A 13,916-nucleotide genomic window follows, 5' to 3' on the forward strand; every position below is an offset into this window, starting at 1 on the left:
AACGACTTTTAGCTTTGACCCACAGATAAATCACCGTCAGTTAAATCATAGTCATTTAAATTAGAGCCAGTTAAATCAATGTCAGTTAAATAACAGTCAGATAAATACACAGAAAGTGACTCATGGCACCGCCGAGCACAAACAAATGCCAAATGGCATGGTTGAATGGAATGCGTTTACCGACGTAGAATACAACCCCTAATGTGTAAAATAACCCGCCTAAGATCAATAGATTAAAGCCTACCTCTGACATCGCCGCCGTTAAATCGCCCATCACAGTGACACATAGCCAACCCATAGCGAGATACAAGACTAAGCTTAACTTTTTGAATTTGTGAATAAACAGTGTCTTAAATAGGATCCCACCAATTGCAAGCGACCAAATGGCCGTTAAAATCACTATCGACTGCGTGCCTTGTAAGCTTATCAGCATCAAAGGTGTGTAAGTTCCTGCAATTAAACAGTAAATAGCGCAGTGATCGGCGATCTTCAGTTTATGTTTCCAGCCTGAATGGCTAACGCTGTGATATAACGTCGAGCATAGGAAAAGCACTATGATGCTCGCACCATAAATGGTTACGCCCGTAAGTTGAATTGGCGTTAGGTGATCTTGACCTTTAAGCAGCATGAGGACCAATGCCACAATCCCCGCAATGACACCTAGGCCATGGGATACACTGTTAGCGATCTCTTCTTTGATACTATATGGTCCAGATTTTACCAGGTTTTTAACTGTGTTTGGCTGTTCGGTAACACTTTGACTCGACATGGTAGATACACACTCGTAAACGATAATGACTGAGTCTATCAGTTAGAAAAATAAATCACCATATTTTAGCGTACACTTGTAAGCTTAAATTTATGGTTGGCTTCTATTTTTCATCTTTTAGATTTTTAACGCCGTCTTGCACTCCCATCAGTGCATCGCATTGATGATGCTACTCGCTTCAAGACGTGAGATTTAACATTCAATTTAGCGCGATTATGATCCCAATTCCCAGCCTTATTTGTCTTAACTGGCAAGTGGCTTATCAAGCACTGGCGTAAAGTACTGTGCTTGTAGCAGGTTGCATTCGCATTGAACTTTGCTCTGTTTGCCTCCTCTAATCTGCGTTGAGCACTCGTAAGTAAATGCAATCAATAGATAATTCGCTTTCAATATTCACCAACCCGATATTGGATTGATATTGAATTAGAGTGTAATCGTTCCACGTTAAGCATCATTGAAATCAATGGATACTATACAAAACCTAAGGATGGATTTTGCCTTTTCAACATCAACCCAAGGCCGCGCCTTTATTGACAGCATCTCCTACAGCGATAGCGATTGGAGATGATGTCGATAGTGCTTTGCTGATTTCGGTCACATCGCCAGAAGGTGAGACTTTTATCGCCTTTGATCATCAGCTCGGTGAACTGGATGCTGCTCAAACGCCTGTTTTTACCACTGATACGGAGCCATTAGTGTTCAATAGCGATGCAGGTCATTCAGCCTCTAAGCATGACATCAAAGGCATAGCTCAAGATAAAACCCAAGATTTGGTACTGCAAGAAATCCATGCTGAACATCAAGATCAACATCAACATAAATTGGTTCCTGAGTCTGAATCCAAACCTGAACTGTCTGGGACGATACAAACTAGTGCTCAGGGATTGGGGACGGGATCCGTTTTACGTGCTCGTCAGCCATATTTCAAAGAATTAAGTCTGTTATTTTTTGTGGTCTTAGTGCATGCGTGTTTATTTTTACTTATCTGTATTTTGTGGCGCCCGCAGTTAAATCCCTTCGGATTGAAGGAAATAGAAAGTCGTGGCCCTAAAGTGGCAGCGATCAAGGCTTACTTTATTTATGCTCCCGCGGTAGAGAAAGCCGAAACCTCAGAGTCCGAAACTGAGATAAAGGCCGAGGATAAGACTGAAGCGACAAGTTCTGTTACGCCTACAATTGTTCCCACACCTCAAACTCAAGTGAAGCCTCTGCCAATACTTGAAAAGGTCATGCCTGAAACAATAGCACCCGAAAAGGCCGTCTCTGAAAAAGTAGAATCAGAAAAAGTGAACCCAGATACGGTTAAACCGAACATCACTCAATCGAGCCAATCTCAATCAAAGAAAACTCAATCAATTGCCCCAAGTGATGAACAACCCACTGAAACGATGGCAATAAAACCAACGAATACGTTGGATACCTCAGAATTAAAGCCGCAGCTTGGCGCTAAGAGCTCGCCTGCAGCAGAAGGTGAGATCACAATAGCGACAAGCTCAAGCATGAGTTTATTCACGCAGCAATATTTTGAACGTCAGCGCGAGCAAGCGCTCGATGATCTCGTCATTGAACAGGCCGATAAGTTCACCCGGAAATCGAATATGAGTGAAATGAGCCCAGAGATGGAGGTGCTATTTGTCCCTAATGCCGATGATTTCGGTGACACAACGAGTCTAGATTTACCCTTGGACCCAAATCGTATTGTGCGTAAAGGGGATACTTGTTATCGCGTGGTACAAGTCGGCACTCAAGTTAATCCTAACGCCGAAAATTTAGGTTTTCCCATTAACTGCAGTGGCAAAAAAATCAATCAAGCTATTGATGATGCCATTCAATCTCGATTAAACAAAATGATGCTCAAACCCCATAAATAGTGACTTTCTTTTGTGATTTATTTTCATGCTAATTATATCTTTTTTAGTTTTATTTTATTTAATCAATTAAAAACAATTAATTATGAATCTTTATTTTGGATTGGTTGTTAAGGTTTTTAATTGCTTTTTTCCTTGTTTGTTGCTGCCGCTTCTGTCTATACTGCGCACTCATCTTGTCGGAGTGCCTCTTGGCTGAGACCGTTTATTCGGGATCCGTTGAACCTGATCAGGTTAAAACCTGCGAAGGAAACAAGCGTAATAACACATATTAAATCGCCAAAATAGACGGCTTGAACACCTGCTAACTCAGCAGTGTTTTAAGCCTTAATGTTTAGATTTAATTGTTATTGAGCAGGGTAACTCAATTTTTGAAGCCAGTGTTGGCCACAAAAATTGATTGCCATGCCCAGCTATCAACAACTCAATTCTCCAGACAAGCAACTCCATTTTTTAACGTGAGATTGCTTATGTCCAGTTCAAACCCAAACCCAGCTGTAGCTGCCAGTGCGATAGAAATCACAGCGCCAGAATCGACAATCCCTAATAAATCGACTGAGTCTAGTCAATCAATCGTGCCTCAGGCGCCGAGTCGCCGCGAAACCCGTGCGCAGGCCCAAGCCTTTATCGATACGCTAGCGCCACTGCAACATCCTAATTCACAAAAGATTTATCTCGAGGGTTCCAGTGCCGATATTCGCGTTGGCATGCGGCAAATTCTGCAGACTGACACCTTGGTCGGCGGCACAGATGATGCGCCCATCATGGAAAAAAATCCGCCAATCCGCGTGTACGATTGCGCCGGACCTTATTCCGATCCTGAGGCCGACATCAATGTGCGTCTAGGCCTTGGTAAATTAAGACAAAACTGGATTCTAGCCCGCAACAACACAGAGCAATTATCCTGCGCGACCTCAGACTTTACCCAACAAAGACTTGCCGACGACGGTTTAGATCATCTGCGTTTTGAGGCTGGCTCGAGTGCCATTGTCCGCCCACGCAGAGCGCTGCAGGGCAAACGAGTCAGTCAATTACACTATGCCCGTCAAGGGATTATCACGCCAGAAATGGAATATGTGGCGATCCGCGAGAACATGGCACTTGCGCAAGTACAGGATGAAATCCTCAATCGTAAAGCCAAGGGCGAAGCCTTTGGTGCCTTAGTCGGCGAACCGATTACCGCCGAATTTGTCCGCGCCGAAGTTGCCCGTGGCCGCGCGATTATTCCGCTGAATATTAACCATCCCGAAGCCGAACCTATGATTATCGGGCGTAATTTTCTGGTGAAAGTGAACGCCAATATCGGTAACTCGGCGGTGACGTCTTCCATCGAGGAAGAAGTGGAAAAGCTTGTCTGGTCAACCCGTTGGGGTGCAGATACTGTCATGGATTTATCCACGGGTCGTTATATTCACGAAACCCGCGAGTGGATCATCCGCAACTCACCAGTGCCCATCGGCACAGTGCCGATTTATCAAGCGCTGGAGAAAGTGAACGGCGTGGCAGAGGATTTAACCTGGGAAGTGTTTCGCGATACCTTGATTGAACAAGCTGAGCAAGGTGTTGATTACTTTACGATTCATGCTGGTGTACTGCTACGTTATGTGCCGATGACGGCTAAACGCGTTACTGGGATCGTTTCCCGCGGCGGTTCAATCATGGCCAAATGGTGCCTGAGTCATCACAAGGAAAACTTCCTCTACAGCCATTTTCGTGAGATCTGTGAGCTTTGCGTCGCCTACGATGTATCCCTGTCCTTAGGTGATGGTATGCGTCCAGGCTCGATTGCCGACGCTAATGATGCCGCCCAGTTTGCAGAGCTTGAAACCTTAGGTGAGCTAGTCAAAATCGCGTGGGAATACGACGTACAAACCATTATCGAAGGACCGGGACATATCCCGATGCAGCTCATTAAAGAGAACATGGACAAGCAGTTAGCTCACTGCGATGAAGCGCCTTTTTACACGCTTGGCCCACAAATCACCGATATCGCACCTGGGTATGATCATTTTACCTCCGGCATAGGTGCGGCCATGATCGCTTGGTACGGCTGCGCTATGTTGTGTTATGTCACGCCAAAAGAACATTTAGGATTACCGAATAAACAAGATGTTAAGCAAGGTTTGATTGCTTATAAGATTGCTGCCCACGCCGCCGATGTGGCGAAAGGTCATCCGAGTGCGCAAATTCGTGATAATGCGCTGGCAAAGGCGCGTTTCGAATTCCGCTGGGAAGATCAATATAATTTAGGACTCGATCCTGAAACCGCGCGTGCTTATCACGATGAATCTTTACCGCAGGAATCCGCTAAAGTCGCGCATTTTTGCTCTATGTGTGGCCCTAAATTTTGTTCGATGAAAATCACCCAAGATGTTCGCGCCTATGCCGCTGGCTTAGAGGCGGCACAAGCGAAGGCGGAGCAAGTTGAAGCGGCTGCCCAAGCTATGCAAGTCACAATCAAGACGCCGCAGGAGTTGGAGGCGGCAATGGCGCTAAAATCGGCACAATTTGCTGCCTCGGGCGCCGAGATCTATCAGGTGATAGACAAGCAGGTAAAAGATAAGCTTGTCGCCGAAGCTGAGGAAGCCTAATTATGCTGGGTATTCATGGGGGGAAATTGCCCATGAATACCGAGCGCCCCGCGTTTGTCTGGACTATAGCCGGTTCAGACAGCGGCGGCGGTGCCGGTATTCAGGCGGACTTGGCCACGATTCAAGATTTGGGCTGTCACAGTTGCAGCGTGATCACCACAGTGACGGCGCAAAGCTCAGTGGCGGTCACTTTAGTCGAGCCCGTATCTGCGGCGATGTTAATGGCTCAGTTGACCACTTTACTTTCAGACTTGCCACCCAAAGCGATCAAAATCGGCTTACTGGCAGATCAATCTCAAGTCGCATTGCTGGCAGATTGGATCGCGAGTTTTAAAATCCACTATCCATCAGTGCCTGTGATTGTCGATCCTGTGATGGTCGCCAGTTGTGGTGATGCATTAGCAGTAGATAACAGTCAGGATATAAAAAGTACGGCCAAATCAGCTTTAGATTTCAAGCCTTTCAGAGGCTTAATCGAACTTATCACGCCCAACGTGCTCGAACTTGGGCGGTTAACTCACAGTGATGTTTCGACCAAATCGCAGTTCGTTGCTGCAGCACAGGCTTTATCCCAAAGTTTAGATTGCAGTGTGCTCGCTAAAGGGGGCGATGTGAGCTTTGGCAGCACTGATATTCTTGATGATACTCATACTAAAACTCACGATAACACTCATGCTCAAACTCAGGCTAACGTTCATGTTAGCACTCTCGATAGCAACGGCTGGGATTTTGAGCTTGCCGAGGATTATCTGGTTTGCCATCAAGTACGCGCTAGCTCTGAGCTGCATCAAAATGGGCGTTTCTGGTTGGCAAGTCAGCGTGTTAATACCCGTCATAACCATGGTAGCGGCTGTACTTTGTCATCGGCCATTGCCGCCGTGTTAGCGCAGGGTTTTGTATTGCAAGATGCGGTGGTTGTTGCAAAAGCCTATGTGAGTCAAGGCTTAAGCTCGGCGATTGGTTTAGGGCAAGGTCCAGGACCGTTGGCCCGTACGGGGTGGCCCAATGACTTGTCCCGCTATGCCAAGATAAATCTGTGTGATGGCAATTTTATAAGTCATCACCTCAATCAACATCTTGATGTCAGAAGTGATTTAGTTGCAACAGTTTTATCTGCAACAGATCAGGCAACCGCTCAGGTAAGAATAGCCTCGACGCTGCCGCAATACATTTCAGCCCACGGTTTTAAAGTGCTCGATGCCGATCTTGGTGTTTATCCCGTGGTGAGTGATTTAACCATGCTGAAAAGTTTGTTAGTTGCGGGCGTTAAAACCGTGCAGTTACGGATAAAAACCGACATCAGCGAGTTATCTAGTGCAGTGCTAGCCGAATCTGATTTAGGCAAATGTGAGTCAGGTAAGTCTGAGTTGGTTGGCTCTGAATTAGAAGCACAAATTCAAACGGCCATTGCCTTAGGTAAGCATTTTAATGCTCAGCTTTTTATTAATGATCACTGGCAGTTAGCTATAAAGCATCATGCCTTTGGGGTACATTTAGGCCAAGAAGATCTCGCCGTTACCGACTTAGCGGCCATTCAGTCGGCTGGGCTCGCATTAGGTATATCCAGCCACAGTTATTTTGAGTTGCTACTGGCGCATCAATACTCGCCATCCTACATAGCGCTTGGGCATATATTCCCAACCACGACGAAGCAAATGCCTTCGGCGCCCCAAGGGCTCGCAAAACTTAAACATTATGTGGCGTTACTCCAAGACCACTATCCCTTGGTCGCCATTGGCGGCATCGACTTAGCTAATCTGGCAAAGGTGAAAGCCACTGGGGTGGGCAATATTGCTGTGGTGCGCGCCATAACCGAGGCTCAGGATCCAGTCGCAGCGTTTGCAGAGTTGAGCCAAGCTTGGGAGCAATGTAGCTTGTCTGAAGAACTGGCTGTAAAGCATGAGTTGGTTGCTAAGCATGAGTAAAAACCAACCGCTTGCTCACGCAGAGGTTCTTTGCGACGGTACACAAAGCGCTCATACACTCAGTGATTCAGATTTCATGCGTTATTCTCGGCAAGTCTTATTGCCAGAGGTCGGTGAGGCAGGGCAATTGCAATTGGTCGACGCCAGCGTTGTTATTGTAGGGCTTGGCGGCTTAGGGCAATTGGCGGCGCAGTATCTGGCTTGTGCTGGCATTGGCAGCTTGACCTTAATCGACATGGATAAGGTTGAAGTATCAAATCTGCCAAGACAATTGTTATTCAACGATGCTGATATTGGACTTAATAAGGCCAGAGTTGCCAAGCAAAAGCTCAAAGGCTTAGCGCCACATTGCACTGTTACTGCCCATTATACGGAATTTAATGCAGAAACTGCAGTTCATCATTTGGCTGATATTTTACAGGAAAAACAACAGGGTAAAAGAGTGCTTGTGCTTGACTGCACAGATAACTTTGCGACTCGCCAATCCATTAATCGCAGCTGTATCGAAGCGGCTTTACCTTTAGTCAGCGCGTCAATCGCGGCATTTAGCGGCCAATTGTTCGCGGTCGACCAAATGCAGTTCCCCTCTTGTGGTTGTTATCACTGTATTTTCCCCGCGCAGACGAGAGTGTCGCAGAGCTGCAGTACCCAAGGCGTACTCGGTCCCAGCGTGGGCGTGATGGCGTCAATGCAATCTTTGGTGGCCATGCAACTCTTGCTGAGTGTGGACAGCGGTTGTGATGAACCGAAAAATGCCTTATTGGGGCGTTTTTGGCGTTTCGACGCTAAGTCACTTTCATGGACAGCGGCGGCATTAACGCGGGATCCCCACTGTGACGTATGTGGTCCAAAAGAGGTTCGTTCATCATCCTATAAGCCCAGCAAACTATAAAGTATGGAGGTTTGATATGATTTTAATTCACATAAACAATATCCCGCAGTCGTTATCTGAACCGACGTCACTCGCGGCTGTGATCCTCGCGCAAGATATAGCCCTCGATTCGGTTGCTATCGTGTTGAATGCTGAGGTGGTTCCGCGCAACCGCTGGCAATCTATTCTCTGCCAACATGAAGATAAATTAGAACTTTTTTCAGCAGTGGCGGGAGGCTAATATGTTAAAGATTGCTGATGTGGAGTTTGAGTCGCGGTTATTTACAGGAACGGGAAAGTTCAGTAATAGCCAAGTGATGACCGAGGCGATAATGGCTTCAAAATCGCAGTTAGTCACAGTTGCGATGAAACGAATTGATTTCAAAATGGGACTAGATGATTTGCTCACGCCGTTACGTCAAGCGGGTGTACAGCTATTGCCTAATACTTCTGGGGCGAGAAACGCCAAGGAAGCGGTGTTTGCGGCTGAGCTTGCCCGTGAAATGCTGGGAACTCATTGGATTAAGCTCGAAATCCATCCCGATCCTAAGTACCTGATGCCCGATGCAATTGAAACCTTAGCAGCGGCCAAGATTCTCTGTGATAAAGGTTTTATCGTGATGCCCTATGTGCATGCCGATCCTGTGCTGTGCTGTCGCTTGGAAGAGGTGGGCTGCGCTGCGGTTATGCCATTGGCGAGTCCGATTGGCAGTAATCAGGGTTTAGTCACTGAAAGCTTTTTAAAAATCATCATAGAGCAGTCGCGGGTGCCAGTGGTGATCGATGCCGGCATTGGCGCGCCTTCACAGGCTGTGCGGGCAATGGAGCTGGGCGCCGATGCGGTGCTCGTCAACACCGCCATCGCCAGCAGCGCGTCGCCGATAGTGATGGCCGAGTGCTTTAAGGATGCGGTGCAATGCGGTAGACGGGCGTTTGAAGCTGGGCTTGGCCGAGTACAAACGGGCGCGGTACAGACCAGTCCTCTGACAGGATTTTTAAACCAATGAGTTTTGTAGCGGAATTTGCCAAAATCCCACGGGATAAACTGTTACTCGATTTGTATTCTTGCACAGCCCAAGATGTCGAGCGGGCGTTAGTGAGTCCAGCAGGGGATTTACGCAGCTTACTGGCCTTGTTATCACCTGCGGCAGAGCCTTATATCGAAACCATGGCGCAGCAATCTGCGGCGCTTACGCGGCAGCGATTTGGCGCGAATCTTGGCATGTATTTACCGTTATATGTCTCGAATCTGTGCGCTAATGAATGTGATTACTGTGGTTTTAGCATGAGTAACAAACTCAAACGCAAGACCTTGAATGAACAGGAGTTGATGGCTGAAATAGCTATTATCAAAGGCAGAGGTTTTGATTCTATTTTACTGGTGTCGGGTGAGCATGAAACTAAGGTCGGCATCGATTATTTTAAGCAAATGTTGCCGTTGGTAAAGCAGCAATTTAGCCATGTGGCGATGGAGGTCCAACCCATGAGTGAGGACCATTATCGCCAGTTAGTCGCGCTAGGTTTAGATGCTGTGATGATTTATCAGGAGACCTATCAGCCCGAGACTTATGCTCGTCACCATTCCCGAGGTAAAAAAATGGATTTTGCCTATCGCTTAGCAACACCGGATAGAGTTGCGGCGGCGGGGGGGGATAAAATTGGTCTTGGGGTATTACTGGGGCTGGATGATTGGCGTTTAGATGCGTTAATGATGGGATATCATCTTGACTATTTAGAGCGTCGCTATTGGCGCACTCGCTTTAGTATTTCGCTGCCAAGGTTAAGGCCTTGTACTGGCGGGATCACCCCAAAAGTTATGCTATCGGATTTAGGTTTAGTGCAAATGATTTGTGCATTTAGACTTTTTAATCATCAGCTTGATATCAGTATGTCGACAAGGGAAAGCCCTGAGCTGAGGGATAATCTTTTGCCACTTGGAATTACTCAAATCAGTGCGGGTAGTTCGACACAACCGGGCGGCTATCAAGCACCCGACAGTCAACTCGATCAATTTGAGATAAGCGATGATCGCAGCGTCGAGCAAGTCATCGAACAGATGCAACTGCAGGGTTTTAATCCCGTATTTAAGGATTGGGAAGCCAATTGGATCACAGGATAAATAAGACCATAAATAAATGGTGAGAATGCGGATAAAACCTGTACTTTTGCAGGTGATTGGTCAATAATTGACCCATTAATCACAGCGTGCAGGAATACCGTTATGCAAATCCAATCTGCTTATTCATCCGGTCTGCAAGGCTTGCAAAGTGCTCAATCTGGGCTCACTCAAGCAACAATAGATGTGGCTAAACCTACACCGACTCAAAGTGCGACTCCGGCTGAATCTACAAGAGATGTTGCGCAGCCTGATAAAACCTCGGCATTACTTACCGCTAATGAGTCATTAAGACAAGGGGAAGCGTCAACAGAAGTGATTGAAACTGATTCTGAAACGATAGGTTCGATCATTAATATTAAGGTGTAAATATCATGTCGGTTGTGGCGCTATCACTTAAGGTTGGAGCGCCATCCTCTTCATTTTCGGCACATGATAAGATGCTCAGCTCGAATCTAAGCCAGACTCAAAGCCAGAGCCTAAACCAGAGTCACGCTAATAGCACTTATCAAGGAGCCAGCGCTCACACTGCAGGCTCCGCAAAAATTGAAGCGAGTGGTGTCCATGAACTACAGGTTACTGGAACTTCATTTGCTCCAGTTCAAGCCACGCCTATTACTTCATTAGCTGCTAACGTTTCCCAATCTCTCCACTCATCACCGAATGTGTCTTTTGCTGCTTCTAGTGCTGTTTCATCAACTGCAGCACCTGTACTTCCTGTACTGAATGGTGCAAGCCAAGCACTCGAGGTCGCTCCTTTTTCCGTACCAACGCCAAGGAGCAATCCTCAGGTAAATACGTTAAATGATCGAGCTAGCTTACATGCCGATGCGAGTTTTAGTTTGTTAACAGGACCAAGATCCATTTCTGGTGTACGCGGGGGACAGATTGCGACACCTATTTCTACTCAGGTATTTTCGCCCGTCGCGGGTACGAGTAATAGCGGACTTGGGGTAAATTCCTTGGCTACAATAAGTCCAAATCTCAGTGTAACGAGCAATATTCCCGTTGATATTTTTACGCCTCTGAGTCCATCAATTGGCACTAGGGGTACTGATATTCCTGCTTTCAATCCATCTAGCACGGGTGATGTTTCTCCAATAATGCCTGATTTAGCGGCAGTGTTTGGGCCACAAACTGTCTTTACTGGAGCTGCGTTAGTTGATCCCACTACGTCCGATTCTGCAATTAACAGTTCTGTAAATAAGAGTGCTGTAAATAAGAGTGTAGCAACGAGTGCAGGGCCTGTTGGCCAGTCAAACTCTGCGCAAGCCGTAGATCAATCCGCTAGCAGTGATGTTGCTCAACCGACTGTGTTAGAGCAATTTACTCAAGTTTTCGGTGAAGCTCAGGCTCAAGCTGGTCCTGTAGATGCTCCTGCGACAGCGTCTAACCCAGATGATAGTCAACAAGTCTTAGCTGCTGTCTTTGCCCCAAATGATAATCAGCTTGAAAAGCAAGTACAGGAAGAAGAATCGCGGAAACAGCAAATAGCAGCAGCGGAAGAGGCAAAGCAGCAATCACTGGTTCAGCAGGCTCAGGAACAAGAGATACAAGCCCAAGAAAAAGCGCAGGCTCAACAGCAACAGCAAGTCGATGAACTTAAAACTCGAGATTCAGAGGTTAAAGCCCATGAGCATGCCCACGCAACCGTCGGAGGACAATACGCTCAGAGCCCGAGTTTTAAGTATGAAAAGGGTGCTGATGGCCAACGTTACGCCACCGATGGCGAAGTGCAGATTGATGTCTCTCCAGTGGGAGGCGACCCGCTTGCAACGATAAACAAAATGAAGCAAGTTTATGCCGCAGCAATGGCTCCTGTTGACCCGTCATCAGCGGATATCCGTGTTGCCGCGGAAGCCTTGCAAAAAATGAATGAAGCTAAAGTGATGCTGGCAGAGGAGCGACAAAAACAAATTGTTGACTTGCAAACGGCTCAAACATTAATAGACGCAGATGCACAAATAAAAGGGTTGCCACCGTTAGAAAAACATACACCTGTAGTGACGGGAGACGTTGATGAGTCAGGTAATATTGCTCAGCCCCAAGAGGCTGTATTCACCCCCGCCTCTACTGCGCTTGATAAGCTAAAACAAGCGATCGAGGCGCAAACGGCCAATACGAGAGTCATTGATACGGGTTCGAAAACCTCTTCTGATATCAGTGACTCAGTCACTACATCGACCACAGTGGAAACGATTGAGCCACCGACCGCAACTTTAGCATTTGGAGATGCTTCAACTTCAACGGATTTAGCGACGGGTTTTATCTCAAGATCCGATAGTGCTGCAAGCCGTTATTATGTCGCGGTTGCACAAGCCAGTGCTGGGCCTTCAGCTCGTGTCGATATGACGTCGCAAGCCAATATTCTGCCTTCTTATCTGGCATCTCCAAATGAGCTCCCTAGCAATTTGCAATCTACGGATGTTTTGTCCGCAAACAATGTAAATGAGCAGTCTTCAAATATCAGTGCTAGCGCGAATACGAATGTGTCTTTGCAGAGCGAGTTATATGTGGAGGATGACCTCTTGCAGGAGACGGGATTTATTCAGCCGCAATATTTGGGTTATCAACAAGCGCGCTATGTCGACTTTAGTGTGTAAGATTAGGCTTTAACTATTCCCATCATTCGCTGTTCATCATCTTTTTCGAAACAACCTCTCAGTACCACTAAGAACTAAGCATTTAATCAGCAGTTAGCATTTATCGTTTTGCTCACTCGAATTGATAACTCGTTTGGTATCTTGCTGTTAATGACTATTCGTCGTTTCAATTCCGTGCTGTTTTAAAATCAAGGAAGCAAGCAGTTTTGATGCAGGCCCTTGTTGATCCCTATTAGGGATAACTAAGCTCAACATGATGCGACGTTTTTGGCTACCCTCAAGATGTAAACGTACTAGATTACCCGAAGCCAATTCTTCTTGGATTAAGAAAGAGGGGATCCAACAGAAACCAATACCTTGATTTAAAATGACTTTAGCTTCATGGAAGTTAGAAACTGTCCAGCGCTGCTCAGCTTTGAGCCAGCCTATGTCGATATTGGATTGCACGCCGGTATCTTTAATCACTAACTGTAAATATTGTGCCAGTAGTTTATCGTCTTCAATTGTGCCTAAGTCAGCGAGTGGGTGATTTGGATGACAGACGAGGTAGAGTTCTTGTTCACATAAGGGTTCGGATAAATACCCTTTAGGCGGCACCCCTGCACAGATAGCAATATCGACTTTACTCTGCAGAATGAGCTCTTGAGTGCCGGTGATCACTGAGTCCAGCATGATGATTCGAGTGCCACGACTGTGGGGTAGAAACGCATTGAGGGCACACACTAAGCTTTCCATCGGATAGATAATTTCACGGGCAATCGTGAGTGTCGGCTCCCACCCTTGCTCGAGATTACTCGCAAGTTGTTCTAACTCGTTGACGGCTTGGGTGACATGCCGTGAGCGGCGCAGCAGCACTTCGCCCTGCGGGGTGAGATAGGCTTTACGGCCTTTGACTTCGAGTAGCTCGATACCCAACTGATGCTGTAATTTGGCAACGGCATGGTTAAGTGACGATTGACTCTTGTTGAGTTTTTCGGCCGCTTGGGCATAGCCGCCAAAATCGACCACCGCTTGCAAAATACGCCATTGTTCTAAGGTAGATTTAGCTCGAGTCATTATAATCTCAAAAAAACGATAGATTGGGGCTTATAGTGGCCACTTCTTACGACTTTTTCAATTAAATATCATAGAGTCAGTCATTCTCACGACATACAGCTAACTATGTCGCGCTAA

The 13,916-nt window shown here is 46.6% G+C and carries 11 protein-coding genes and 1 riboswitch; of the genes, 9 read left to right on the forward strand and 2 right to left on the reverse strand.

The annotated features are described in order from the left end of the window. Window positions 1-85: 85 nt before the first annotated feature. Complete coding sequence (gene trhA / locus L5M51_RS06725) at window positions 86-769, reverse strand: PAQR family membrane homeostasis protein TrhA (RefSeq protein WP_131524085.1); 684 nt, start codon at window positions 767-769, stop codon at window positions 86-88. 494 nt (window positions 770-1,263) lie between these two features. On the opposite strand from trhA, the gene L5M51_RS06730 reads away from it, so the two are divergent. The 9 genes from L5M51_RS06730 (at window position 1,264) to L5M51_RS06770 (ending at window position 12,743) form a co-directional block, all read left to right on the forward strand. Further along, window positions 1,264-2,640, forward strand: coding sequence for a hypothetical protein (locus L5M51_RS06730; protein WP_263172046.1), 1,377 nt, complete (start codon window positions 1,264-1,266; stop codon window positions 2,638-2,640). 167 nt (window positions 2,641-2,807) lie between these two features. After that, window positions 2,808-2,906: riboswitch (TPP riboswitch) on the forward strand. Between the two features lie 201 nt (window positions 2,907-3,107). After that, complete coding sequence (gene thiC / locus L5M51_RS06735) at window positions 3,108-5,228, forward strand: phosphomethylpyrimidine synthase ThiC (RefSeq protein ID WP_263172047.1); 2,121 nt, start codon at window positions 3,108-3,110, stop codon at window positions 5,226-5,228. A 2-nt stretch (window positions 5,229-5,230) separates the two neighbouring features. Further along, on the forward strand, window positions 5,231-7,153 hold the full coding sequence (gene thiE, locus L5M51_RS06740) for a thiamine phosphate synthase (RefSeq protein ID WP_131524083.1): 1,923 nt from the start codon (window positions 5,231-5,233) through the stop codon (window positions 7,151-7,153). Further along, window positions 7,146-8,045 (forward strand): HesA/MoeB/ThiF family protein, encoded by a 900-nt coding sequence (locus L5M51_RS06745; protein WP_263172050.1) that lies wholly within the window; start codon window positions 7,146-7,148, stop codon window positions 8,043-8,045. The genes thiE and L5M51_RS06745 overlap by 8 nt, the downstream gene beginning before the upstream one ends. 16 nt (window positions 8,046-8,061) lie before the next feature. Beyond that, window positions 8,062-8,265, forward strand: coding sequence for a sulfur carrier protein ThiS (gene thiS / locus L5M51_RS06750; RefSeq protein ID WP_131524081.1), 204 nt, complete (start codon window positions 8,062-8,064; stop codon window positions 8,263-8,265). Window position 8,266: 1 nt separating this feature from the next. Next, entirely contained in the window at window positions 8,267-9,031 is a 765-nt protein-coding gene (locus L5M51_RS06755; protein ID WP_263172052.1) for a thiazole synthase, read from the forward strand. Next, complete coding sequence (gene thiH, locus L5M51_RS06760; RefSeq protein ID WP_173244707.1) at window positions 9,028-10,143, forward strand: 2-iminoacetate synthase ThiH; 1,116 nt, start codon at window positions 9,028-9,030, stop codon at window positions 10,141-10,143. The genes L5M51_RS06755 and thiH overlap by 4 nt, the downstream gene beginning before the upstream one ends. 102 nt (window positions 10,144-10,245) lie before the next feature. Next, entirely contained in the window at window positions 10,246-10,509 is a 264-nt protein-coding gene (locus L5M51_RS06765; RefSeq protein WP_173244710.1) for a chemotaxis protein, read from the forward strand. Window positions 10,510-10,514: 5 nt separating this feature from the next. Next, entirely contained in the window at window positions 10,515-12,743 is a 2,229-nt protein-coding gene (locus L5M51_RS06770) for a putative metalloprotease CJM1_0395 family protein (RefSeq protein WP_263172054.1), read from the forward strand. A gap of 147 nt (window positions 12,744-12,890) precedes the next feature. Here the strand turns inward: L5M51_RS06770 and L5M51_RS06775 are convergent, their stop codons facing one another. Then, window positions 12,891-13,799 (reverse strand): LysR family transcriptional regulator, encoded by a 909-nt coding sequence (locus tag L5M51_RS06775; RefSeq protein WP_263172056.1) that lies wholly within the window; start codon window positions 13,797-13,799, stop codon window positions 12,891-12,893. Between the last annotated feature and the right edge of the window lie 117 nt (window positions 13,800-13,916).

Origin of the sequence: Shewanella sp. SM73 (genome assembly GCF_025653795.1) — a bacterium.
Lineage (GTDB): Bacteria > Pseudomonadota > Gammaproteobacteria > Enterobacterales > Shewanellaceae > Shewanella > Shewanella oncorhynchi.

Coding starts and splice junctions, on each gene's coding strand:
- L5M51_RS06765 (WP_173244710.1), top strand. CDS start 10,246: ATGCAAATCCAATCTGCTTATTCATCCGGTCTGCAAGGCTTGCAAAGT.
- thiH (WP_173244707.1), top strand. CDS start 9,028: ATGAGTTTTGTAGCGGAATTTGCCAAAATCCCACGGGATAAACTGTTA.
- L5M51_RS06755 (WP_263172052.1), top strand. CDS start 8,267: ATGTTAAAGATTGCTGATGTGGAGTTTGAGTCGCGGTTATTTACAGGA.
- trhA (WP_131524085.1), bottom strand. CDS start 769: ATGTCGAGTCAAAGTGTTACCGAACAGCCAAACACAGTTAAAAACCTG.
- thiE (WP_131524083.1), top strand. CDS start 5,231: ATGCTGGGTATTCATGGGGGGAAATTGCCCATGAATACCGAGCGCCCC.
- L5M51_RS06775 (WP_263172056.1), bottom strand. CDS start 13,799: ATGACTCGAGCTAAATCTACCTTAGAACAATGGCGTATTTTGCAAGCG.
- thiS (WP_131524081.1), top strand. CDS start 8,062: ATGATTTTAATTCACATAAACAATATCCCGCAGTCGTTATCTGAACCG.
- L5M51_RS06770 (WP_263172054.1), top strand. CDS start 10,515: ATGTCGGTTGTGGCGCTATCACTTAAGGTTGGAGCGCCATCCTCTTCA.
- L5M51_RS06745 (WP_263172050.1), top strand. CDS start 7,146: ATGAGTAAAAACCAACCGCTTGCTCACGCAGAGGTTCTTTGCGACGGT.
- thiC (WP_263172047.1), top strand. CDS start 3,108: ATGTCCAGTTCAAACCCAAACCCAGCTGTAGCTGCCAGTGCGATAGAA.